The organism is Novosphingobium sp. TH158, from assembly GCF_002855555.1.
GTDB lineage: Bacteria > Pseudomonadota > Alphaproteobacteria > Sphingomonadales > Sphingomonadaceae > Novosphingobium.
The window spans coordinates 1483662-1508265 of the sequence record NZ_PKRT01000001.1; the positions used below are offsets into that span (position 1 = coordinate 1483662).

The 24604-nt window shown below is 63.4% G+C and carries 15 protein-coding genes; 9 read left to right on the forward strand and 6 right to left on the reverse strand.

The genetic code is table 11. The features are described from left to right. The first annotated feature begins 63 nt into the window (after positions 1-63). Together C0V78_RS07405 and C0V78_RS07410 are read left to right on the forward strand one after the other, a co-directional pair. Positions 64-2829 carry a TonB-dependent receptor domain-containing protein gene (locus C0V78_RS07405; RefSeq protein ID WP_158241498.1) on the forward strand — a complete coding sequence of 922 codons (2766 nt, stop codon included), beginning with the start codon at positions 64-66 and terminating at the stop codon, positions 2827-2829. Positions 2830-3093: 264 nt separating this feature from the next. After that, on the forward strand, positions 3094-5571 hold the full coding sequence (locus tag C0V78_RS07410; protein WP_101797134.1) for a TonB-dependent receptor: 2478 nt from the start codon (positions 3094-3096) through the stop codon (positions 5569-5571). Positions 5572-5660: 89 nt separating this feature from the next. Here C0V78_RS07410 and C0V78_RS07415 read toward each other — a convergent pair whose 3' ends face one another. Together C0V78_RS07415 and C0V78_RS07420 are read right to left on the reverse strand one after the other, a co-directional pair. Beyond that, a complete protein-coding gene (locus C0V78_RS07415; RefSeq protein ID WP_101797135.1) occupies positions 5661-7001 on the reverse strand; it encodes a HAMP domain-containing sensor histidine kinase in 1341 nt (446 codons plus the stop codon). After that, on the reverse strand, positions 6998-7717 hold the full coding sequence (locus tag C0V78_RS07420) for a response regulator (RefSeq protein WP_101798249.1): 720 nt from the start codon (positions 7715-7717) through the stop codon (positions 6998-7000). The genes C0V78_RS07415 and C0V78_RS07420 overlap by 4 nt, the downstream gene beginning before the upstream one ends. Positions 7718-7987: 270 nt before the next feature. On the opposite strand from C0V78_RS07420, the gene C0V78_RS07425 reads away from it, so the two are divergent. Genes C0V78_RS07425 through C0V78_RS07435 form a run of 3 tightly spaced genes read left to right on the forward strand, consistent with a single transcriptional unit; the run spans position 7988 to position 12212 of the window. Further along, a complete protein-coding gene (locus tag C0V78_RS07425) occupies positions 7988-8461 on the forward strand; it encodes a VOC family protein (protein WP_158241499.1) in 474 nt (157 codons plus the stop codon). 47 nt (positions 8462-8508) lie between these two features. Next, positions 8509-10032, forward strand: a complete 1524-nt coding sequence (locus C0V78_RS07430) for a hypothetical protein (RefSeq protein WP_101797137.1) — start codon at positions 8509-8511, stop codon at positions 10030-10032. Beyond that, a complete protein-coding gene (locus tag C0V78_RS07435) occupies positions 10032-12212 on the forward strand; it encodes a glycoside hydrolase family 20 zincin-like fold domain-containing protein (RefSeq protein ID WP_216822167.1) in 2181 nt (726 codons plus the stop codon). The genes C0V78_RS07430 and C0V78_RS07435 overlap by 1 nt, the downstream gene beginning before the upstream one ends. 134 nt (positions 12213-12346) lie before the next feature. Here the strand turns inward: C0V78_RS07435 and C0V78_RS07440 are convergent, their stop codons facing one another. Then, positions 12347-13885: a hypothetical protein gene (locus tag C0V78_RS07440; RefSeq protein WP_101797138.1), complete on the reverse strand. Its 1539-nt coding sequence runs from the start codon at positions 13883-13885 to the stop codon at positions 12347-12349. A 175-nt stretch (positions 13886-14060) separates the two neighbouring features. Here C0V78_RS07440 and C0V78_RS07445 point away from each other — a divergent pair, with 175 nt between their 5' ends. The 3 genes from C0V78_RS07445 to C0V78_RS07455 are packed head-to-tail and all read left to right on the forward strand — an operon-like array spanning position 14061 to position 17099. Next, on the forward strand, positions 14061-15383 hold the full coding sequence (locus tag C0V78_RS07445; RefSeq protein ID WP_254049851.1) for a glycerate kinase: 1323 nt from the start codon (positions 14061-14063) through the stop codon (positions 15381-15383). Between the two features lie 5 nt (positions 15384-15388). Next, positions 15389-16273, forward strand: coding sequence for a 2-hydroxy-3-oxopropionate reductase (locus tag C0V78_RS07450; protein ID WP_101797140.1), 885 nt, complete (start codon positions 15389-15391; stop codon positions 16271-16273). Continuing rightward, positions 16263-17099: an FCD domain-containing protein gene (locus C0V78_RS07455; protein WP_101797141.1), complete on the forward strand. Its 837-nt coding sequence runs from the start codon at positions 16263-16265 to the stop codon at positions 17097-17099. The genes C0V78_RS07450 and C0V78_RS07455 overlap by 11 nt, the downstream gene beginning before the upstream one ends. Positions 17100-17105: 6 nt before the next feature. Here C0V78_RS07455 and C0V78_RS07460 read toward each other — a convergent pair whose 3' ends face one another. The 3 genes from C0V78_RS07460 to C0V78_RS07470 all read right to left on the reverse strand — a co-directional run bounded on the left by C0V78_RS07460 (position 17106) and on the right by C0V78_RS07470 (position 23119). Continuing rightward, on the reverse strand, positions 17106-18089 hold the full coding sequence (locus C0V78_RS07460) for a D-2-hydroxyacid dehydrogenase (RefSeq protein ID WP_101797142.1): 984 nt from the start codon (positions 18087-18089) through the stop codon (positions 17106-17108). Between the two features lie 8 nt (positions 18090-18097). Beyond that, complete coding sequence (locus C0V78_RS07465; protein ID WP_158241500.1) at positions 18098-20146, reverse strand: alpha-amylase family protein; 2049 nt, start codon at positions 20144-20146, stop codon at positions 18098-18100. Between the two features lie 285 nt (positions 20147-20431). Next, the gene (locus C0V78_RS07470) at positions 20432-23119 is read right to left on the reverse strand and encodes a TonB-dependent receptor domain-containing protein (RefSeq protein ID WP_101797144.1); all 2688 of its coding nucleotides are present in this window, start codon (positions 23117-23119) and stop codon (positions 20432-20434) included. 249 nt (positions 23120-23368) lie between these two features. Here C0V78_RS07470 and C0V78_RS07475 point away from each other — a divergent pair, with 249 nt between their 5' ends. After that, positions 23369-24601, forward strand: a complete 1233-nt coding sequence (locus C0V78_RS07475; protein ID WP_254049935.1) for an MFS transporter — start codon at positions 23369-23371, stop codon at positions 24599-24601. Positions 24602-24604: the final 3 nt, after the last annotated feature.

Below are 24604 nucleotides of genomic sequence, written 5' to 3' on the forward strand. Positions count from 1 at the left end.
GCTCTGATTTGCCTCGAAAAGTTTTCGGGCCGGAAAAAATTCGGCCTTTGGGAGGAGAGGAAAATGATTTCATATCGTAGCCTTGCGATTGCAAGCCTGTCGCTTGCCGCCGTGGTGAGCGCGCCCGCGTTCGCTCAGGAAGCCCAGTCCAATGACGGCGCTGACGAGGGCGACGACAGCATTGTCGTTGTCGGCACCCTGATCCGCGGCAGCGAGACGATCGGCGCACAGACCCTTACCGTTACGCCCGAAGCGCTGACCGCCAAGGCCGCCAACTCGACCAACGAGCTGCTCGCGCTGGTTCCGCAGATTTCCAACACCTTCAACGGCCGTTTCGAAGGCGATCCGCGCGGCGTGAGCGCCGGCATCTCGATCACCAAGCCGAACCTGCGCGGCCTGCCCGGCGCGAATGCCAGCTCGGGCGGCACCACGCTGGTCATCCTGGATGGCTTCCGTTTCACCCCGGTGGGCGTCAACCAGTCGTCGATCGACGTTGACATCATCCCTGCCGCCGTCCTGTCCGGCATGGACGTGATTACCGATGGCGGCACCTCGCTCTATGGCGCGGACGCAGTTGCCGGCGTGATCAACTTCCGCACCATGCGCAAGTTCGAAGGCATCAAGGTCGATGCAAACTACGGCATGGGCACGACGATCAAGAACTTCGACCAGTGGGACGCCCAGCTGACCGTCGGCAAGAGCTGGTCGACCGGCAATGCCTATATCTCGGGTGGCTACGCCAGCCGCGATTCCGTCCTCAACAACGAAACCAGCTGGGCTGGCGGCCAGATCTTCAGCCCCTCCATGGTGCCGAGCTTCACCGGGACCCAGTGCAACACCCCGGTCGGAACCGAAACCCGTTGGAAGTACGTTGCCAGCGCCGGCGGCGTCTGGACCAATGACGCGCGCGCTTCGGGTGCGGGCACCTTTGCGGTCGGCACGGCTTGCGACAGCGTCGGACCGAGCGCCTATCTTGCCGGCCAGAAGCGCTACAACGTCTTCGGTCAGGTGACCAACGACTTCAGCGATACCGTTTCGCTGCGCATGACGGCCTATTACACCAAGCGCGATCAGAGCCTTCCGGTCTTCCCGCGCGGCGTAACCTCGGCCGGCAGCGGAATCACCAGCGGCTCGCAGGTGCTTGCCCTTTATGGCCGCCCGGCGTTCAACACGATCCAGGCGATCACCGAAGGCATCGGCTTCTCGCTGGCGCCCAACGCGGCCTATGTGAACACGCCGAGCAAGGTCGGCTTCGAAACCTGGGGTGTCACCCCCGAGCTGACCGTGAAACTGGGCAGCGACTGGCAGGTCCGCACGACCGCGCACTTCGGCCGTTCGTTCAACTACCAGAAGTTCCCGGGCATCAACACGGTTCTGGCCCAGTGCTACATCACGGGCTGCACGGCCGCCGCTTCGCCCACCGGCGCAGCGATCGCTGCCGGCCAGCTGAACCCGCTGAACGCTGCGGCGGCCAGCGCTGCCGTGATCACCGACCTGATCGACTACGAGAACGCCCAGGAAACCGAGCAGCAGCTGTTTGTTGCCCGCACGGTTGCCGACGGCCCGCTCTTCGCGCTGCCGGGCGGTGACGCCAAGGTCGCCGTGGGTGCCGAGTACCAGGACAACCAGGCCAAGAGCCACCTTCTGGCCGGTCGCGTCGATGCGGTGAAGGCCCTGCCCTGGCAGAGCTACGGCCGCCATGCCTACTCGCTGTTCGGTGAACTTTCGCTTCCGGTCCTGACGTTCCTCGACCTTTCGGCCTCGGTCCGTCATGACAAGTACAGCGACTTCGGCTCGACGACGAACCCCAACTTCGGTGCCACGCTGAAGCCGACCAACTGGCTGAAGATCTTCGGCCACTGGAACAAGTCGTTCAACGCTCCGACGGCCGTTGACGGTCTGGGCCTTGGCGTTGGCCGCTTTGCCGCCGCTTACGGTTCTAGCCGTCCGTACGATCCTTATACGCCGAAGAAGGATAACGGCCTTGGCACCTTCGCCATGATCGCCGAAGGCGTGAAGGCGGGCATCAAGCCGCAGACTGCGGAAAGCTGGGCAATCGGTCTCGAACTGACCCCGCTCGAAGGGCTGCGCGTCGGCGGCGAGTTCTACTCGATCGACTTCCGGGACGTGCTGGGTGCGGTCAACCCGCAGAACCTCAACACCTACATAACCAACCCTGATCTCTACATTTACAACGCCCAGCTCACCGGTCCTGCAACCACCAGCGGCTTTGCGAACCTCTACGAGGAAATCCTCGCCAGCCTGACGAACGGTGCCGCCCTCAAGACGCAGCAGAGTGCCGGAAGCATTGGCCTGTTCGTTGACCGCCGCACCTCGAACATCGGTTCGGCCAAGCTGCAGGGCGTGGACTTCCACGTGTACTACGATGCCATCGTGGGCAACGGAAACCTGTCGCTCGGCCTGGCTGGAACCAAGACCACCAAGTCGACCGCCAACTTCGGCGTTCCGACGGACGAACTTGGCAACGGCGGCCCCGAATTCACCTTCATCAGCTTCGTGGGCTACAAGACCGGCGGGTTCTCGAGCAGGCTGACCTGGAACTATTCGGGCTCGTACAAGGACTCGGCACCGAACGTTTCGGGGCTCATCGGCCAGGCCATTAACCCGTTCCAGACCTTCAACCTGGCCCTCGGTTACGAGTTTGGGGAATCGGCTGGCGCGCTTTCGGGCACCACGCTGCGCCTGAATGTCGACAACATGTTCGATGCCAAGCCGCAAATCACGCCGCGCGGCCAGGCCAACCTGGTGACCTACGCCGGCTGGACCCTTGGCCGCATGCTCAAGATGGGCATCAGCAAGAAGTTCTAGTCCGCTCGCAATAGCGAACTGGCAAGCGGCCCGGCTCCTCCCAGCCGGGCCGCATTTTTTTTGGCAAGCCGGAGCGCTGACCGGCGCCATTGCCCTCGAGAGGACGAGGGCAGCACGATCGCGCCCCGGACCAACGCACCGACCAATGTTTCCGGGCGGAAATACTATCCGCAACACCCGATGCTAGCCTCGCGAGCGGAGGCGGATACCTGAACCTGAGGATCGGGGCCTGCCATCCGTCAACGATAAAATTGGGAGGCTGCCATGAAAGTCCTGCTCACTTCGACCGTGCTCGCTGCGGGAATGCTTTTGCCCGCGGGTCCGGTACTGGCCCAGACTGCCGAGGACGGCGTCGAAGCACCGGCGAACAGCAACGAGATCGTCGTATCTGCCCGCCGCCGCGACGAAGCGCTGCAAGAGGTGCCGCAGACCGTCAACGTGGTGACCTCCGAGCAGATCGAGAAGCTCAACCTGCGCAATTTCACCGACATCCAGGCGCTCGTCCCTGGCCTGACGCTGTCGGGCGGCGGCAGTTTCTCGACCTCCGCCACAGTCCGCGGCGTGGCCTTCAATCCCGAAGCGAGCGGCAACAACGCCACGGTCGAATTCTACCTGAACGAGGCGCCGATCTCGTCGAACTTCCTGTTCCAGTCCTCGTTCGACGTGGGCCAGTTCGAACTGCAGCGCGGCCCGCAGGGGACCTTGCGCGGCCGTGCATCGCCCTCGGGTTCGATTACCGTGACGACGCGCAAGCCCAACCTCCGGGAGGCAGGGGTCTCGTTCAGCGCCACGGCAACCGATACCGATGCCTACAAGGGCGATTTCGCGCTGAACGTTCCTGTGATCTCCGACGTGCTGGGCATTCGTCTTGCCGGCGTGATCGACGAGAACAAGGGCAACCTGATCCGTTCGATCAAGGAAGATGGCACCTACACCCCGGCGCCGTTCCGCAAGACCAAGGCCCTGCGCGCCAGTGCCCGGTTCGAGCCGGCGGACTTCGCCTCGTTCAACTTCATGTACCAGACCCTGCGCAGCCGGCAGGTCCAGTACGGTTCTGTGGAATCGGCCACCTTCGTCACCGGCCTGCCTTCGGTGGCGACACCGGTGATCAAGCCTTACGACCGGCTCAGCCTTGAGGATTCAGGATCGCGGCAGGGACAGGACCAGCAGATCTACGTTTGGAACGGGGAGCTCCGTTTCGCCGGGCAGAAGTTCAGCTACACCGGGTCTTATAACAAGCAGGACTTTCTCTCGCTGGCCGCTTCGGATGGTGCCGACTTTTTCGGCCCGCCGCGTTTCTCGCTTGTGGAACGAGCCTTCCGCGATCCCACGGGATATGAAGCGGTGTGCAGCGAACAGGGCCGGCGCGCCAACCTGACGCCAACCAACCAGGCCTATTTCCAGTGCACCCACGGCACTGCCACTCGCAAGTCACACGAACTGCGACTGGCCTCGGACGAACGCGTATTGGGCATCTTCGATTATGTCGCCGGGTTCCTGTATGACCGCAACAACTCCCCGAGCCGGTTGACGCAGGAAACGCCCTTGCTCAACAGCACCGGCACGGCGGTATCGTCGATCAACCTCACCTCGATTATCCGCGACGCCAATTCCACGGAAAAATCCTGGTTCGGCAACGTCATCGCCCATATCGGCGAGCGTGCGGAAGTATCCGGCGGGCTTCGCCATATCAATTACCGCAACTTCTCCAGCTTCCTGCAGAACGGCAACCGCACGATTCCCGACCGGAACAATACGGTTGAGGCAACCGTCTGGTCGGCATCGGCGAAGTACCGCTTCAGTGACGACTTCATGGTCTATGGCACGGTCGGAACCTCGTGGCGGCCCGGAGCATTCGCCGTCGGCGATTTCAACCTGCAGCCCACGGTTCGTGAACGGTCGTTCTTCGACCTGCCGCCGGAAAAATCAACCTCCTACGAAATCGGCATGAAAACGTCCTTCCTCGACAAGCGCGGCCGCTTCAATGTCAGCCTCTACAAGCAGGACTACGACAACTACGTTTACCGCGGGGCCGGGGTCTACTTCATCAACTATGCCCTGCAGGGCGGCGTGGTGCGGTCCTCGGTCAGCAACTTCAATTTCGTCGCTGCGGTCCCGGCGACCGTGAAGGGTGTCGAAGTCGAAGGAGCCTTCCAGATCACGCCGCGCTGGTCGGTGAGCAGCAATTTCAGCTACGCCGATGGCAAGATCAAGAACGGTACCATCGCCTGTAACGACCTCAATGCCGACGGGAAGCCCGATACCAATGCCGCGCTGCCGACGGTTGCGGCTTTGCAGGCGGCAGTCGGCCCGGGCGAAAACGTTGCCCAGTGCGTCTATTCCGGTCGGACGCTGACCACGCCCAAATGGTCGGCCAACCTGCAGTCCGAATACAGCTTCCCGGTGTTCGATGCGGCAGGCGGGTTCGTGCGCGCGCTGGTCAACTATACGCCGCGTAACGAGGGCGATCCGAACAACACGAATGACGACGTGTCTGCCTATGCACTGGCCAATGTCTATGCCGGGCTCAGGGCATCAGACGGATCGTGGGAACTGCAGGCCTTCGCCAAGAACGTCTTCAACACACGCCGCATCCTGAGCCAGGGCGGGGCCCCGCTTTCGAGTGCAATCCGCACATCGACCGGCGGCACGATCAACTATGTGTCGGACTACTACAGCGTTTCGGTCAATTCACCGCGCGAGGTGGGGATCAGCCTGCGGCTGGCGATCGGTTCGCGCTGATTTAGGGTCGGGCCTGGCTGGCGGAGAACCTCCAGTCTCCTGCGACCAGGCCTGGCACCTGCGGCCCGCTGCGAGGCGGGCCGTTTTTTTTAAGCGCGGCCCCGGGGCAGAATTACCCGCGCCAGCAGGCCACCGTCAGGCGCGTTCTCGATCGTCAGCGATCCGCCATGCGCCTCGGCAATCGAAAGAGCGATTGGCAGGCCGAGACCGATACCGCCCGTGTCGCGATTGCGCGATCGTTCGGCGCGGAAGAACGGCTCGAACGCCCGCGCCAGATCATCGGGTAACATGCCCGGGCCGTTATCGCGGATTTCCACGGTGGCCGTTTCTTCATCGCAAGCCAATCGCACTGCGACCTTTCCGGCGTACTTGAACGCGTTTTCGATAAGGTTGGTGAACAGGCGCCTTAGCATCACCACATCGCCTTCGATCCGGGCCTCCACAGCATCGATGCTGATGTCGCGCCCGAGATCGCCGTTGTCGTGCACCAGGCTTTGCAGCAGCGAGGTGAGGTCAATGGTCTCGATCGCAAGCGCCTTGCCGTCCGTCTCGGCATAGTCGAGGATCGAGCTGATCAGCCGGTCGAGTTGCGAGATGTCCGATTCCGCTCCCGCCCGTATGGCCTCGGGGGCGTTGGCAATTCGGAACCGCAGGTTGTTGAGCGGCGTACGCAGATCGTGCGCTATTGCCCCGACAAGCGTCGTGCGCTCGCGAATGAAGGCGCCGATACGGGCCTGCATCTCGTTCAGCGCGACGGCGGCGATGCGCGTTTCATTGGGCCCGATCACAGGGACCGGATATTGCTGGTGCCCGTCTCGCACACGGCTGGCCGCCTGCGCAAAGGCGCGGACGGGGCGGGCAATGCGGGTGGAAAACCACATGCTGAACGGCAGTATGATCAGGCCGCCGATCCACGGGCTGGCACGCAGCAGAAACCAGATGTCGACAAAGCCGTTTCCGCTCTCTCGCTTGAAGGTCCGCCATGTGCCGTCGCCTTCGCGCACGTGGGCAATGATCGTTCCGCTGATGACCGGACTTGCCCTGCCGTCACGATCATAAGCATCAAGCTGGCGTTCGACGTAATCGAAATATCGGGCTGAACGATTGCCCAGATAGACGCTTACGCCGTCGACGGAGCGTCCGGTCTCCTCTGCGAGAAGCCTGGAAATGCGCTGCTCGACACTGGTCGTCGGCATTGCCGGAGCGATCGAGCCGGATTGTGAAAACTCTTCGACAATTGACGGGCGCACCGTGTCCTTGCCAAGGATCACGCGTCCCACGTCATAGACCGATATGGCCGAAAGGCGCGGCGGCCCGGCGACTTCCACCGCGACCATGCTGACGGCGGTCAGCAGTGCGATGACGCAAAAGGCGAAGCCTATCATGTAGGCCTGCATGGAATTGAGCCAGAAGCGGGCCCGGCCCATCATGAGCGACCTACCACGGGGGCAAAGAGATAGCCTTCACCCCGCACCGTGCGGATGGCTTCTCCGTTCAGGCATTGGCCCAGCTTGCGGCGCAGGCGGCTGACCTGCACGTCGACTGCGCGGTCGAATGCTTCCGATTCCTCACCGCGCGCCAGTTCGAGCAACTGGTCCCGGCTGAGGACCTGTCCCGGGTTCTCGACAAAGGCAAGGAGCAGTTCGAACTCGCCTTCGGACAGGCTCACCACCAGCCCGGCACGATCGCGAAGCACCCGGCGCACCGGGTCGAAGGTCCAGCCTTCGAACGAGAAGCCGGTGCCCTGAACCCGGCCGGCGCGATCGCCCTGGTATCGGCGCTGCACAGCCCTGATCCGGGCGAGCAGTTCGCGCGGGGCGGCGGGCTTGGGCAGGTAATCGTCCGCACCCATTTCGAGACCGCTGACCCTGTCGGCCTCGCTACCACGGGCGGAAAGCATGATGATCCCGATGTCGCCAATGTCGCGCAATTCCCGCGCCAGCGCGAGACCATCGTCCCCGGGAAGCATGACGTCGAGAAGGACGACCGCAATCTCGTGCCTGTCGAGCACGCGGCGCATTCCCGGCCCGTCGGCTGCAACGTGAACGCGATAGCCATTGGCCGTGAGAAAATCGGAAACCGCTGCCTGCACGGAGGGGTCATCATCAACGATAAGGATGGACGGTCCGGCGGGTTTGTCTGGCATGGTGTTTTCCACGATGTCGCATTGCTACATCCATTGGCAATGGAAAGTATTGCTCGCCGGAAATGAACCGCTCCGGCGCGGCGGTTTGTTGCTGGAGTGAAATACGGACGGCGCACGGACGAGATAAAAGCCCAGCCACCAGAGCCGAGCGCCCTCAAGGCCCGGAATGGCAAGGGCTTTGGGATTGAGAAGCAGGTATGATGTCGCCCGGGGCATGATGTGCCATAATCGGGCCGCCCGTCAGACAATTGCGCAAGGAGTATGATCCTGATGAAATCCGCCACGATCTGTGCGGCACTGCTGGGAACAGTCACCCTGCCGCTCGCCGCCGTCAGCGCACAAACGCCCGCCCCTGCAACGGCACCGCAGATCGCCGGGCCGGTGCTGATGGTAACCGATCTCGAACGCTCGCTGAAGTTCTACACCGACGGCCTTGGCCTGCAGGTGGCCTCGCGCATTCCCGGAAAACCCGGGCCGGGTGCGGTGCTGACGGCACCGGGAACGACGGGCTCGCCCTTCATCCTCCTGCGCCAGCGCAGCGCCGAGACCAGCGTTACACCGCCAGTCGTCCTGGGTGACGGCCTCAGCCGCATCATGATCAGGGTGCCCGATGCCGCGCAGGCTGCTGCGCGCCTGACCGCGGCCGGCTTTGCGGTTCCGGACCTCGCCGGAAAGCGCATCTTCTTTGTGACCGACCCCGACGGCTACCGGTACGAAATCATGCAGGTGCCCGCAGGCAAGTGATCTGCCGCCCTGCCAACCCGCTACCCACTTCATCCTGGAACCCGCAAATGCTTCATAACACCTTCCGCTTTTCCGCGACCTTTGCCTTGCTGGCCGCAGGTATTGCCGCCCCTCTCGGTGCCGAGCCGGGCACCGCGGTTCCTGCCACTTCCCAGCCCGCGACAGTCAAGGTCGATTTCAGCAAGTCGCGCGGTGCTTTCCTGCACCCGGAACGCTACAACAACCTCAGCCGTGCGCGGACCTTTCCCGAACAGCGCGATGCCGACGTCCAGTTCTTCAATGAGCAGGGGCTGCATGGCCACACCTACAAGGTCTGGGTGGATGCCCACCTGATCTTCGATGAGGCAAAGGGCACCTACACCTACGACGCCATTGCCGATTACCTGTCCGACGTCAGCCGGCTTTCAGACAACCTGCTGATGGTCATGGATACGCGGGTCATGATCCGCGACGGCAAGGCGACGCCCGACAAGGTCAAGCCCGTCATCCTGAACATCATGCGCGAACTGAAGCGCCGATATCCGCAGATCAAGTACATCGAAGCTTTCAACGAACCCGATCACAACCTTGCCAAGGTGCTGACACCGTCCGGCCTCTATGACTTCTACAAGGTCTATTACGAGGCCGTGAACCAGGTGAATCGCGAGTTGAAGCCCAAGGTTCCGCTCCAGCTTGGCGGGCCCGGCTTCATGCAATACTCCAACGAGTGGCTGAACCCGTTCCTTGACCGCTACAAGGCGGATCCGTCCCCGGAAAAGCGGCTCGATTTCATTTCCTGGCATGGGTACGGTCGGTTCCCCGAGGGAACGGGCGCAACCAACGGTCCGCGCGCCTATCACTTCTACAAGACCGATCCGAGCGAGGTCGCATCGGAGCGTGGCATGCTGGAGGCGGCACTGAAGGCACGCGGGCTGGATACCCGCATCCCCGGCTTCATCACCGAAACCGGGATCTACCCCGGCCCATCGTTCGACAATGCAAGCGATGCCCGTCCCGATTACCTGATCGGCGCTGCGGGCGTGCCGGCGCTCCATTACTGGTACATGGAAAGCCCGCGCATCGTGCCGTTCAACTGGGTCCTGCGCCACTTCAGCGAAGAGCGAAAGGACCAGCTGATCACGCGCGGCGGTGCTGACCGCAAGACCCCGCTGACCAACACCTTCACCCCTTATGGCAATGCCATGGCGATGATGGCCAAGCTCAAGGACGTGCGGGTGCCGGCGCAATCGAGCGCGCTGGTGAAGGGCAAGGGAGTTTACGCCCTGGCCACCAAGGACAAGAGCGGCGTGGCGGTGATGGTCTGGAACTACCAGCATGTCGGCACGCAATCGTATCAGGTCAGAATCGACATGGCCGCGCTTCCCGCCAGGCTGGCAGGCAAGCCGCTGCGCCAGCGGATGTACCGGATCGATGACAAGATCAGCAATTACTGGGCCAACCCCGCCACGGCGAACCTGCAACAGGTCGGCGAAAGCGTGGTCAAGCCGGGCCGCCGGCATGATATGACGGTGACGCTGACGCCCAATGCCCTGCAGCTCATCGTTCTCGAACCGGCGGCGGGCCGCAAGTAATGGCTTCGCGTTTTCTGCCCGGATGGGCGCTCGCCTGCCTGCTTTCGCTCGTGCTGGGGCCCTTTGGCGCGCCCGCACGGGCGGAAGAGGTTTCGGTCAGCCATGATGCTGCCAATGTCCAGGCGAGCTATGCCGCCGCGCAGCTGCGTGCCGCACTCGATCGCCGGAAGGTCGCGGTGGTTGAGGCCGGTCAGGTCGGAAGCTTCCCGATCGTCCTGTCGATCAAGACGGGCGGGCTCGCCCCGCAAGCCTATGCCATCGATGCCCGGCCCGGTTCGCTGACGATCACGGGCGGTGATGGCCGCGGGCTCATCTATGGCGCGCTGGCGGTCGTCGAACAGCTCGACAAGGGCGTGCCGGTCCGCAGGATGCAAAGCGCAAGCGAGAAGCCGACCGTCGCCTTCCGCGCGATCAAGTTCGACCTCCCGTGGGATTCCTACCGCGCCAGCGCCGCAATCGGCCAGCACAGCGATACCGTCCGCGATCCCCGCTACTGGGAAGCGTTCTTCGACATGCTGGTTCGCAACCGCTTCAATGCGATTACGCTGAGCAACCTGCATCCCTGGCCCTACATGGTGCGGACCAAGGGCTATCCGGCGGCCAACCCTTTCGACGATCGCCAGCTCGAAGAATGGAAACAGCTCCACAAGACGATCTTCCGCCTAGCCAAGGAACGCGGAATCGACACCTACCTGCTGCCCTTCAACATCTTCGTCAGCAAGGAATTCGCCGAGGCCTATGGCGTCGGCAAGCTGAACACCTATCCGCGCTACAACACCAAGGGCGAGAAATCGCCGATTGTTCGTGACTATGTCCGCGCGAGCATCGGGCAGGTGCTGGAAGAATATCCGGACCTGACGGGCCTGGGCATCAACCTTGGCGAAGGCATGGGCGAGATGACGGCGGCCGAGCGGATCGGCTATGTCAACGACACCTATCTTGCCGCCATCCGCGATGCCCGAAGGCCGGTGAAGCTGATCTGGAGCATCAACTCCGTCGAGACCAAGGAATGGCAGCAGACCGGCCATGATCCCAGGATCGACGAGCAGATGCTGCGCGACACGATCGAGAAGATCGATTTCGTCGACGGCCCGATCCAGATCAACTTCAAGTTCAACTGGTCGCACGCGCTGTCGACCACCCGGCTTGCCCAGATTCATGGCGGCAGAATGGGCGATACCTATTTCAAGCCGTTGCCGAAAAACTACCGCATCAACTGGATTGCTCGCAACGAGGACGTATTCGCCTTGCGCTGGGGCGTCCCCTCCTTCGTCCGTGAGCACGTGAAGGCGAACGGTACGCCCGCCTACGTCGGTGGCTATACGGTGGGCAGCGAAACCTACATCCCGGCACGCGACTATTTCACCGCGGCCGACAGCCACGCCCAGTGGACCTATGCCTTCGAGCGGCAATGGCTGTTCTACATGCTCTGGGGCCGGCTGCTCTACAATCCGGATACGCCGGACAAGGTGTTCTCGGACGAGTTCACCCGGCGTTACGGCGAAAAGGGGAAGAGCTTGCTAGGGGCCTTCGAGCACGCCTCGGCGACGCCGCTGCGCCTGGCCTCGCTGTTCTATTCACAGTGGGACCACACGCTCTATAGCGAGGGCATGATGTGGCTGGACGGCCGCACGATGCAATACATCAGCGTCGACGATCTCATCAGGCAGCCGGTGCTTGATCCGACCTATGTCAACATCGCAGACTATGTCGCCACGACGGCGAAGGGGCAGTCTTTCCCCGCCGGACGGATGACACCGCCCATGATCGCCGATCGCCTTGAAGCTGACAGCCGCAGGGCCCTGCAACTCGTGAAGGACATTGACCCCGGCAAGGACCTGGCGCTGCCCTACGAGGTGGCCGATGTGCGGACCTGGGCCCACCTCGGCCTGCACCTCGCCGCCAAGATTCGCGGCGGCGTGGCCTTGCAGACCTTCCGCACGGGCGGCGATGCTGGTGCGAAGCAGCAAGCGGTCAGCCAGCTCGAGACGGCCCTGGCCGAATGGGACGAAGTGGTGAAGATCACCACTCCGCTCTACAGGCCGATGCTGCTCACCCATTTCACTGGCCAGAGTTCAGCCCTGAACCCGGATGCAGAGTTCCACTGGAAAGGCCTGCGCCAAAGCGTGGCAGCGGACGTGGAAGCCGCGCGAAACGCATCTCCTGCGAGCGCCAAATAGTCTCGTCAAAATGTGGAATCCCAGTCCACATTGAGGGGCAAGAGATCGGCTAAGGCAGCGCCGGCCGGTAATGGCCGGCGCTGCTACCGGGCTGATCGCGGTATCGGACGGGAATGCGTTTCCCCGTTCGACTCTTATCGCCGGCAGGCCGGGTTGTTCGCTTGCGGCAGGGCGATGAAGTTGACGCTGAAGGGAGCGAGGTCGATCTTCCCTGATGTGGCCTTGGGTTTCATTGCCGGCAGGCGATCATCCTTGCCGACCGCCAGTTCCTTGCCGTTCAGCAGAACTGTCTTGCCCTGCAACTCCGGCCCGGTGAGCGCATAGACCTGCGCCTGGCCCTTTACTGCAACCGCATAGGCGCGGTCCTTCATGTTCAGGGCCAGCAGGGCGACACCGCCGCGGCTGCCCCTCAGGCAATGGGCATAAGTATGGAGCCCCTCCTCGGTCGGGCCTGCATCAAGGATGCGCGTGCCCATCAGTCGCCGCCAAAGCACCGCACCCCAGTAGCTGGCGTTGGGATCGAACGTCTTTTCGTCGATCACGCCATTGTTGCCGCTGATCAGCGCATGGGTGAAGATCGCATCGAGCCCGTTCTTGGCAAGGCGCGCTCCCGTGTCGAGATAGCGGAACATGTCGAGGAAGGTCGGCTGCCACTGCAGGCCGCCACAGGCCGCGCCTCCGGTTTCCGTCAGCCAGATCGGGGCGCCGGGTGCATACTTGTCACGCAGGGTCCTGATCTTGAGCAGCTGCCGCTCGGGCCGGGCAAGGAATTCGGGATCGAAGGCCTTGTCCGCGGTGATGCTCTGCGGTGAATTGGCAGGCGCACAGCGCTGTGAAAGCACCGGGTAGAAATGGTAGGAGAAGATCCCGAACTTCGGCCGGGGCTGTGCCTGGGCATAGTCCTCCGGAGTGGGCTTCATGATCGATTCGACGCCGGGGATACCGAGCATCGCATTGCCCGGACCGGCAAGCCGCGTGGTCGGCGCGGCCTTGCCCATGAATGTGCTGAACGCGGCAAAATCCCGGCCGAACTGATCAACGCTGTAGCCCTTGGGCAGCTCGGGATATTCCGGCGCGTTGGGTTCGTTATAGAGTTCCGCGGCGTAGAGTGAGCGACCGATGGAGCGGGTATAAGCCATCCACGGTGCCGCCATGGCGGGCGTCCAGTCGTGGTTGGCATCGCGGACCCCGGTGGAGATGGTGAAGGAGGTCACGACCTTCGCATTGACCGCTGCCGCGAAATCGAGCGCTTCCTTCCAACGCTTGCGCGTAAGCACCACCTTGAAGCCCTTGGGCGCCTGCTCAAGCTTCGGCAGGTCATTGTCCTGGAAATAGACGTTGTTGGCCGTCGTACCGCTGTAGCGCAGATAGAACGGCGCCAGTGCGGAAGTCAGGTTGCGCAGGCGGCGATTGGTCAGGTCCGTTGCGGCCCTTGCCTCTCGCGCGTCGGAAACCGACTTGGCCGGCTGCCCGCCCAATTTGTCGAAAGACTTCCAGGTTTCCCCGCCCGTCAGGTGCGAGAAACCGATCTGGTAGGACTGGAAGCGCTCGTCGGTCTGGCGGACGAAAGGCAGGCTCTTCGCATCGACAATCCGCGCCGGTTGGCCGCCATTGGCGATGGCCGGATTGTGTGCGGCAATCGCCCAGGCCAGTGCCCCGGTCGCCGAAATCATTGTCAGGCAGGTTGCAGTTCGCACGTTCGGATTCTCCCGGGAAATGATTCTTTCGGAGCCACAGCTATCACTGTTGCGCATTCTGGTAAAAACTTTTATCCAAAATTCCGGATGGGGCAATAGCGCCCGGCCGGACTGCCTGCGGGCATGGGCAGGCGAAGTTGATTGGGAATGCGTGACGACAGTCGAAACCGATGTAGCCGGACACTTGGCGGCCAGTCCTGCCGGGCTTGACGGCCGGGCGAGGAAGCTGCTGCTGCAGCTGTTCGATGCGGCGGTGGCGGCTGCCGATCCGGCCAAGGTGCTTCCCCAACACTTGCCGCCAAAGCCCGCCGGTCGTTGCGTCGTCGTCGGTGCGGGCAAGGCTGCGGCTTCGATGGCGGAAGCCGTTGAAGCGGCCTGGGCTGATGTCGCCATTTCCGGCTGCGTGGTTGCGCCATACGGATATGGCAAGGCCTGTACCCGCGTCCGCGTGCTGGAAGGCGGGCATCCGGTGCCGGACGAGAATTCGGTCAAGGCGGCGCGGGAAATCCTCTCCGCAGTCAAGGGCCTGGGCAAGGACGATCTTGTCCTCGCGCTGATCTCCGGCGGCGGCTCGGCCGCCATGTGCCTGCCGGCCGAGGGCTTGACCCTTGCCGACAAGCAGGCCGCCAATCGCCTGCTGCTGGCATCGGGTCTTGATATCCGCACGATGAATGCCGCGCGCCGCCGCCTGTCCGCAATCAAGGGCGGCCGCCTTGCCGCTGCCGCCGCACCGGCGCGGGTGGTGACCCTGGCAATCAGCGATATTCCGGGTGACAACCCATCGGCCATCGCTTCCGGGCCGACGGCGCCGAACGAAGATGGCGCGCTTGACCTGAGCCATGTCGTGCAACGGCTGGGCTCGGCGTTACCCGCCCCGGTCGCGCGGCTCCTGCTCGATCCGGGACCGCCGGTTGTCCTGTCCAATGCCGATCCCGTCAGGCTGGTGGCAACTGCGGCGTCATCGCTGGAGGCGGCGGCAGTGCTGGCGCGCGGGCATGGTGTGGAGCCGATCCTGCTCGGCGACGACCTGGAAGGCGAAGCTGCCGAACTGGGCCGGGCCATGGCGCGGCAAGTGGCGGCAACCACCGGACCTGTCGTGCTGATTTCGGGCGGCGAGACGACCGTCACCGTCGGCAACGGACCTGCTGGACAGGGCGGGCGCAATACCGAATTCCTGCTCGCCCTTGCCGGCGAGCTTGCCGGCAACGCCCATGTCTGGGCGCTTGCCGCCGACACCGACGGCGAAGACGGCGCCAACCTTGGTGCTGCCGGAGCAATCTACACGCCCGATACGCTTGCCCGCGCAAGGGCCGCCGGGCTGGACGCGCGCGATGCGCTTCAGCGGCATGACAGCGGGGCATTTTTCGATGCCCTGGGGGACCTTGTCCGCACCGGGCCGACTTTCACCAATGTCAACGATTTCCGGGCGATTCTCGTCCTGCCGACCCCGCTCGGCCAAGCAATCCAGGAGTAATGGGAATGAATATCGGCTTTATCGGCCTTGGCATCATGGGCCGACCGATGGCGGGCCACCTGCTCGCCGCAGGACACCGCCTCGCAGTGGTCAAGCACCGTTCGGACCTGCCCGCCGAACTGGTCGAAGGCGGCGCGCTGGTCTGCGCCAATCCGCGCGAAGTGGCCGAAGCATCCGACGTCATCATCACCATGGTTCCCGATACGCCCGACGTCGAACGGGTGCTGTTCGGGGCCGATGGCGTGGTCCATGGCCTGGCGGTGGGAAAGCTGGTGATCGACATGAGCTCGATCGATCCGATCGCGACGCGTGAATTCGCCTCGCTCATCGCCGAACTGGGGGCGGACTATGTCGATGCACCGGTGTCGGGCGGCGAAGTCGGTGCCCGCAATGCCGCGCTGACCATCATGTGCGGCGGCACACCCGAAGCCTTTGCCCGGGCGCTTCCGCTGTTCGAGGCGATGGGCAAGAACATCACCCATGTCGGCGGGGTCGGCGATGGCCAGGTGGCCAAGGTCGCCAACCAGATCATCGTGGCGCTCAACATCGAGGCGGTGAGCGAAGCGCTCGTCTTCGCCGCCAAGGCCGGAGCCGATCCGGCGCGGGTGCGCGAGGCGCTGCTCGGCGGCTTTGCCTCGTCGCGCGTGCTCGAGGTTCATGCAGAGCGCATGATCAAGCGCACCTTCGATCCGGGTTTCCGCATCGAACTGCACCAGAAGGACCTGAACCTGGCACTTGGCAGCGCACGCGCGCTTGGCCTGTCGCTGCCCAACACGGCATCGACCCAGCAGCTGTTCAGCGCCTGCGTGGCGCAGGGCGGCGCGGGCTGGGATCATTCCGGACTGGTCAAGGCCATCGAAACGCTGGGGCAGTTCAGCCTTGGCGAATGACCGGCTTGGTTCGCCGGCGCTGACGCGCTACGAACCGGTCATGGCAGTCACCTCGATCCGGCCCGAAAAGCTTGCCGACGCCGTCGCGCGGCACATCCAGGAGCTCATTCTGGAGGGCGCCCTGCCGCCCGGCGAACGCCTGCTGCCGGAACGCGAACTTGCCGCCAAGCTCGATGTCTCGCGCCCTTCGCTGCGCGATGCGCTGGAGCAACTGGTCGAGCGCGGCATGCTGATGACCGATGCCAACGGGGCCTGCTATGTCAGCGACAAGATCGGCAAGTCGATCCGCGACCCGCTGATGCACCTGTTCGACGATGCCCGCGGTCGGTTCGATTGCATGGAATTTCGCGCTGTCGTCGAAGCTGCGGCTGCCGGCCTTGCCGCCGAGCGCGCCTCCGAGGCGGACCGGGAGGAAATCACCCGCTGCTTCGGCAAGATGGAAGCCGCCCACGAAAACGGGGACATGGATGCAATTGCCGCCACCGACGGCGATTTCCACTTCGCCATCTATGGCGCAGCGCACAACGTGATGCTGCTGCAGGTGATGCGCAGCCTGGAATCGATCCTGCGCTCCAACGTCTACATGAACCGGCGCAACCTCTACGAACATCGTCGCGACCGCGAGGAGCAGCTGGCCGAACACCGCGCGATCTATGAGGCGATCATGGCCCGCGACGCCGCCGGAGCCGAAGCGGCTTCGCGCCAGCACATGGTTTCCACCATGCAGACCCAGCGCGAAATCCACGAAGAGGAACAGCGGCTCGAAGCGGCAATCCGCCGGTTGGCGCGCAATGAACTTCTCGCCACGCCCAAGGGCAAGCGCTGAAGCGGCTTACCCCCGGGTGTAAAGGTCCTCGGGGGTCAGGGGGTTGAGCATCGGTTCGCCCGCTTCGAAGCGCCGGATATTCTCGACGATGATTTCCAGCGAACGCGCCGTGCGGTCTGGCACGGCAGGTGTGACGTGCGGGGTGATCAGGGCGTTCGGCGCGTCCCAGACCGGGCTGTCCTGCGGCAGTGGCTCGACCTTGAAGGTATCGAGCCCCGCCCCGGCAATCGTGCCGGCATGGAGCGCGCGCACCAGCGCCGCCTCATCGACGACAGGCCCGCGCGCCATATTGACGAGATAGCCACGGGGCCCGATCAGCTGCAGTTCACGCTCACCGATCAGGCGGTGGGTCTTGTCCGACAAGCCGAGCGCCAGCACTACGAAATCGCTTTCGGCCAGCAGCGTGTCGAGGCTTTCGCCGGCATCTGCGCTGAATACCTTGTCCACGCCGGCCGGCGCCTCAGCATCGCGCCGCCGGTAACCCAGCACCCGCATGCCGAAGGCCTTGGCCCGCAGCGCCAGTTCCTTGCCGGTATTGCCCAGGCCGACGATGCCCATGGTGCGGCCATAAAGCCCGCGCAGGTCTTCCTGCCCCGGCACGCCCCACCGGTGCGCGCGCTGGGCATCGAGGAAATCGGGATAACGATAGGCAAGCGCCAGGCAGAAGAACAGCGCATGTTCCGCCAGCACCGGCGCCGATCGGCCCGAGGACCCGGTCACGACCAGTCCCTCGCGGAAAGCCTCGGGCTTCGCTGCCCGGTTGAGGCCGGCATGATCGACATGGATCCAGCGCAAATTGGGCGCGGACAGGATGTCGATACCCGGGTCCTTGGCCAGGATGGCAATCGTCGCGCGGTCCAGCGCCTCGGCGAAGCCGGGACTTTCCGGACTGTCGAAGCGCAGCACCTCCGCCTCGCCAAGGGCATCGCGCAGCCCCTGCCAATGTGCGCCCTGGTAGCGCAGTGTTGTAACGACCGTGTGCCCTTGCATGGCGTCCCTCACGCTTTCGCCCGCGGCAGGACGAGCACTTCGAAGTACTTCACCGGCGGCACATCGATCCAGCAATAACCTTCGGCATCGACAGACCCGGACGCGATCTCCGCTCCGCTGACCAGCGCCTTGCCGGTGCCCGAGACATCGCGCACGCCAAGTCGCAGGCCCGCAATCGCCGGCGGCTCCTCATAGGCACTGCCGCGCTGGCCGGCGTAGTTGACGAGGTGGACCATCCGGCAATCACCCTTGTCACGCACGGTAACCTCGATCGCGCCCGCACCCTCAAGCTTAATCGGTGCGCGAGTTGCCCGCTTGATGAGCTGCGCCAGCAGATCACGATGCTCGGCCAGGCCATCGCGGAAATAGAGCCATTCGGGAAGCCAGGGCAGCCAGACAACGCGCCCCTCGCCATGCGCCCGCGTGAGCACGCCCGGACCGGCGGAAGCCAGATCCTGCGGGAAGCAGAGCTCGGGCGGGCCATATTGCTGGACCGGCATCAGCGAGAGCATCGCTTCTGCACCGGGTTTGGCCGCGGCGGGGAAATACCATCCGTCGAGATGGGCAAGGCGGGTTTCGGGAAAGTCCAGTTCAGCCTCGCCGATGGCGAAATAGGTCTCAAGACCGGCAATAGCTTCGCGAGGCGCCCCGGCAGGGAAAGAGGCAAGCGCGAATTCGCCGCGCCGGTTGCCGCGATCGTCGTAAAGCCCGGTTTCGCCCGTGGCGATTACCGTGCCGCCTGCCGCGACATAGGCATCGAACGCTGCGGCTTCGGCATCGCTCATGCAGGCGGTGTTGGGCAGGACGATCACGTCATAGCGGGCGAGTTGCTCGGCAATGTCGGCATCTTCCATCTGCTCGTCGCTGACGAAGTCGAACGGGATGCGCGCTTCCAGCAGCAGGCGGTATGCCCCCCGGAAGCACTGGTTGCGCGTCTTGCCGCTGGCGGTTGCCCCGGCGTGAAGGTCCGCCGTGCGCGAATGGTACAGCGCGACGCGGGCGGCGGATCGCGTGCCGGTCAGGTGCTCGCCATTGGCCTTGTGCCATTCCATGAAGCGGTGGACCGGCTCAAGCGGTTCGCGGTTCGGCTGGTCGAAAAGGCCAAGCAGGTAATAGTCGATCTGCGCGCCATTCGCGATCTGCTGGCCGAAGCGCAGCATGTGGTTGTGCGACGTTTCCGAGGCATAGCGCCACTGGTAATCGAGGAAATTGGTGGAGGCGCAGGAATAGGCACGGCCCCGCCCGATCGCCGCGCCCCAGCGGGCAAGTTCGCCCGGCTGATGCGGCCATTCGGGTGCCGGGCGACTGACGGCGCGCTGGATTTCCAGCCGCATGAAATCGCAGGCACCCTTGCCGTTGCCCATGATCCCGGTGGAGGGGCGCAGCTGCTTTACCGTGTCGTAGATGTTCTGCGCCGCCGCCTGGCTCGTGCGGCGCTTGAACAGGATGTAATCGGCATAGGCGGGATCGCTGAAGTCCTCGCGCTCCGGCAGCTCCCGACCGAACATCCCGGCAAAGGCGGATTGGCAATTGGCGCAATGGCACATGCCGCGGTTCCGGCCGCTGTAATCGACCGGCTGGTATCCGGTCATGTTGAAGAAGGCGCCGTCGAGGTCGTAACGCGAAATACCTTCGCGCAGGATCTGCAGGGCGTAGTCCTTTGCCCAGCCACCGTTGACGCAGGCCTGATAGGTCCCGTTGTACTCCTGCGGTTCGCCTGCCCTGTTGTGCACGAACCATTCGGGGTGCGCGTCGTAGGCCAGCTTCGTTCCCTTGGAGAGATCGAAGCGACCGACCATGCGCAGGCCTTCACGGCGCGCGGCGGCGAGCATTTCGCCGGTCAGGTCGCCGGTGATGTAGGGGTTGCGGGCGTGGAGCGGCAGCTCGGTGGGATAGAAGGCATAGATCCCGCCCACGTTGAAGGTAATAGCACTTGCGCCAAAGTCCCGCGCCTGCCGGGCCAGCGATGCCGGATCGAGGCTGGCATCGATCAGGCGCAGGTTAGTCTGCACGATGCGGTAGGGCTGTTCCCACCACATTTGCTTGTCAGTCGCCAAAGTCCGAATCCCTTCATCAAGCCGCGGCAGGATCGTTCCACCTGATTTCATCATGCGAACGCGCCTGGCAAGCCGGCGGGGTAGACGACCGCGAAATCATGGTCAAATTATTTGACCGAAACTGCGGAATCGGACTGGCAAGGCGCAGCAGCGATGCTAACCAGAACAGGAGCTGGCGTCGGCACGTATCCTGGGGAGGAACTGCCGGCGCCAGTTCATTTCCGGCGCTCACGAAAAAGCGGCCCTCCCCGCCGGGGGAAGGCCGCTATTATCGAAGATTGCCGGTCAGAACTTCTTTTCGAGACTGACGCTGAAGAACCGGCCGATGAAAGAGCCCTGGCCAACGCCGCCAATCTGCCCCGTGCCCGTGGCGCGGTTGATGAATGACGGCTTTTCATCGAGCAGGTTGTCGATGTTGACCGAGATCGTCGTTCCTTCGAGGATTCCCTGCCTGGGCAGCTCGTAGCTGGCGTAGAGGTTCACCGTCTGGAAGGATTCCACATAGGTCTGGTTGGTCACGCCCAGCACCGGATAACCGCCAAGGTAATCCCACGCGACGCGCGCTTTGACCGGACCGCTGGAATAGTTGAGCGACGCGGTGAAGGCATCGCGCGGATTACCGTTCAGGAACTGGTTGACGAAGGGCGCGCCCGACGGGTTGGACAGGTCCAGCTTGATACCGTGAGTGCCGGCAATCGCCGGCGTGAAGGTGCCGATGCCGGTGTCGATACGGTACTGCAGCGAGTAATCGATCCCGGAAATGCGCGATTCCCCAAGGTTCGCAGTGCGCGAATCCACGACGATCTGCGGAATGCCGAGGCGGTCGACCGAGCCGCCGCCTTCGATCGGCAGGCCGGACAGGCCGTGGAAGGCGTTGATCTGCGCCAGCTTCTGCGCATCCGTGCCGGTGGGGATCACGTAGTAACCGGCATAGGCCGGGGTTGTCAGGAACTGGCTGGTATTGGGGCCTGCAACCACATTCTTCATGCTGATCCAGTAATAGGTCACACTGGCTTTCAGCCCCGGCGCAAAGGCAGGCGTAAAATCGATGCCCACGTCGAAGGTGCGGGCGGTTTCAGCCTTGAGGCCTGGATTGCCGCCCTGGATTGTCGCCATCGGCAGGTTCGAATTGCCGCCCGGCGGGATCAGCGCCGTCGACGTGGTGGACGACAGCACGACCGAAGGCGGCTTGGCCATCGAGTTCAGGCTCGGCGCGACGAACGCGGTGCCGTAGCTGGCGCGAAGTGCGATGCCGTCCACCGGCGTCCAGGTGCCGGCGATCTTCGGATTGAAGGTGCCGCCAAAGTCGGAATAGTCATCGTAGCGGCCCGAGATGTTCAGGATCAGGCTCTGGAAACCGGACACCGCATTCTCTGCGCTGAACAGCGGCAGCACCACTTCGGCGAAGGCCGAATAGACCGTGCGATCGCGATAGGCGATGCCGCCGGCCAGGGCCGGATCCTCCTTGCCGAGCGGCCCGACCGCTTCGATGCTGTACTGGTCTTCCCAATACCGCTCGCCGCCCACCGCCAGCTTCACGTCGCCGCCGGGCGCCGCGAACAGCGGGCCATCGAACACGATCTTGGAATGGACCGTCTCGTGATCACGGTGGGTGTACTTGTTCCAGTTGCGGATCTGTTCAAGCAGGGCCGGATTGGTCTGCGAAAGGTTGAACGGATTGAGCGCGGTTGCAGTCGTCAGCGGCGCGCCGGTCGCTCCGGGATCCAGGGCCAGCTTGTAAGCCGGGTTGATGTCACCCTGATTCACGGTGCCATCGCCGTAGCCATAGTTGAAGGTGGCAACCCCGCGCCAGCCGCCGCCGATGGTCCACTTCAGGCTGGGCATCACCTGCCAGGTCTTGAAGTCCTGGTCAGAGATCACCGAATTGCCGAAGACGCTGCCGAAGGTGAAGTTGACCGTCTGCGAGGTGGTTCCCGGAACCGGGGTCTGGAAATAGGGATTGGCCCGCGTTCCCGTGGATCGGATCGTGCCCGTCGCCGCCGTCTGCTGGAAGAAGAACTGGTCGTTCCGCTTCGAGAAATAGGCATCCACGCCGAATTCGAGGTTGTCGGTGATCTGCTGGTTGAACGAACCCAGCACGCTCCACCGCCGTTCGTGCGGATAGATGTCCTGGTAGTCATTCGGATCGCAGCGGTTCGCCGTCGTCGACCAGTTCGGATAGGCGTAGGTCGTCGTACCCACCACCACGTTGGGCACCGCGCAGCTGGTGAGGCGGAAGTCGCTGCCGCCGCGCGAACGCAGGTCATTCGAGACGAAGCTGCGGTCCGAACCGAGAATGTTCGAGTGCCCCGAATAATCGACCGCAACGAGGACATTGCCGGTGTCCCAGACCTTGCCCCAGGCGCCGCTCATGTTGAACTGGCTGTATTCGTCCGCCATGCCATAGGTGCCGCGCACCTCTGCGCCGTCGAGCGTCTTGCGGATCACGAAGTTGATCGTCCCGGCCACGGCGTCGGACCCGTAAATGGCCGAACCGCCGCCAAGCACCACTTCGACACGGTCGATCGCCGAAGTGGGGATGACCGCGGGATCGGGCCGGGTGCTGAAGCCGCCGCCGACCATGCGGTTGCCGTTCCACAGGAACAGCGTGCCATCGCCGGGCTGCGTGTTAGGCAGGTTGCGCAGCGCGGGGATTGCGAAGGACTGCGTGGCCGATGCCTGGCCGGCCGGCGCGCCACCGAAGTTGCGGATCTGCGGGATGTTGGCCAGCAGGTCCACCGTGCTGGTGACGCCGGTTGCCTTCACTTCCTCGCGATCGACGGCGACGGTGGAGGCGCCCACGGGCTTAACCAGTCCGCGGATCGACGTGCCGGTGACGACGATTTCCTCTTTGGCCGAAGCATCGCCGGCTTCATCCGCGGCAGCCTCTGCCTCCTGCGCCTGGGCAGGAGCCGCGGCAAGGATCAATGCCAGGGCAGTCCCGGCTGCGAGCGTCTGCAGGTGCTTCTTCATTTGCCCCTCCCTTGTTCAAGTGGCGATCGGGGCACCTGTGCCGGTTGCAGGCGGCTAGTTGCCTGCGCGATGCCTCCGGATGCAATTGGTATGACCGCATTTCCTAATGGTCAATCTTTTTTACCACTAGAAAGTGATGGTACTGGCGCCTGACCCAAAAGGAGGCTAATGACGGGCGGCCAGCGGGAGCCGAACAGGCTGCGCAAGTGGCGCGCAAGCCACGTTCGCAGGAGGATTGCCTTGAGTTTCATGAAGGAGTTCCGGCTCAACTGGACGGTCGTCCTGGCGACCTTCATCGGCATCGCCACCGGCAATGCGCTCAGCCATTATACGATGAGCCTCTTCGCCCCCGAACTCATCAAGGAGTTTGGCTGGTCCAAGGCGCAGTTCGCGCTTGTCAGTGCATTGCCGCTGATCACGGCCGTAATCACCCCGCTTGCCGGGCGGTTTACGGACAAGTTTGGCGCGCGTGTGGCAGCGAGCATTGGGCTTGCCGCAATGTCCTTGGGATTTTTCGCTCTCAGCACGCTCAATGGCAACATATACGAATTTTTCGCAATCTGGCTGTTGCAGCACATCTTCGGCGTGATGAGCACTTCGCTTGTCTTCGCACGAATCATTGTCGATCGGTTCGACAGGGCGCGCGGCACTGCTCTGTCGCTCCTGATGATGGGCCCGCCTTTGTCGGGCGCTGTGGTCGCCCCCATTCTCGGGTGGATAATCGCCGCCGATGGCTGGCGAGCGGGGTTCGTCTCTCTCGCCGCTGCGTCGGCTGTTGGCGGGACGATCTGCATTTTCTTCCTCGGGCGCATCGCGAAGCGCCAGGCAGACACAGGAGAGGTTCGCAATCCGCGTTTGTCGCTGGCAGAACTCGGCGCCATCGCGCGTCAACCGGCATTCCTGCTGATTGTTGGCGGCATGTTCATGATCAACATTGCCCAACCCTTTGCCGCTTCTCAGTTGAAGCTGGTGGTGCTGTCCAAGGGAATCAGCGATTCAGCGGGAACGTGGATGGTCTCGCTCTATGCGACCGGGGTCATTATTGGCCGGGCGATTTTCGGCATCGCACTCGATCGCATATCGGCAAACAAGGTGGCCCTTTTTGGACTTAGCCTGCCTGCCGTTGGCTTCGCCATTCTCGGTATGCCCGGCATGACCGTTTCGCTATGCGCCGCTGGGATCATGCTCATCGGCATCGCGCAGGGTGCTGAAGGAGACATCGGTGGCTACCTTGTCTCGCGTCACTTCAATCTGCGTAATTTCAGCCTGGTGTTCGCCTTCGTGAAGTCCGGGCTTGATGCTGGTGGAGCTATCGGAGCCCTGATCCTGAGCTTCACGCTGGCTATGAGCGGCGGCAGCTACGACGCGTTCATATGGATATGCGCGGGGACCACGCTGGTCGGCGCCTTCCTGTTCTTCCTTACCGGAGCTGATCGAACAACGCGGGACCCCGGAACAGTGCTTGAGACTGAGGCAAATTAGGGC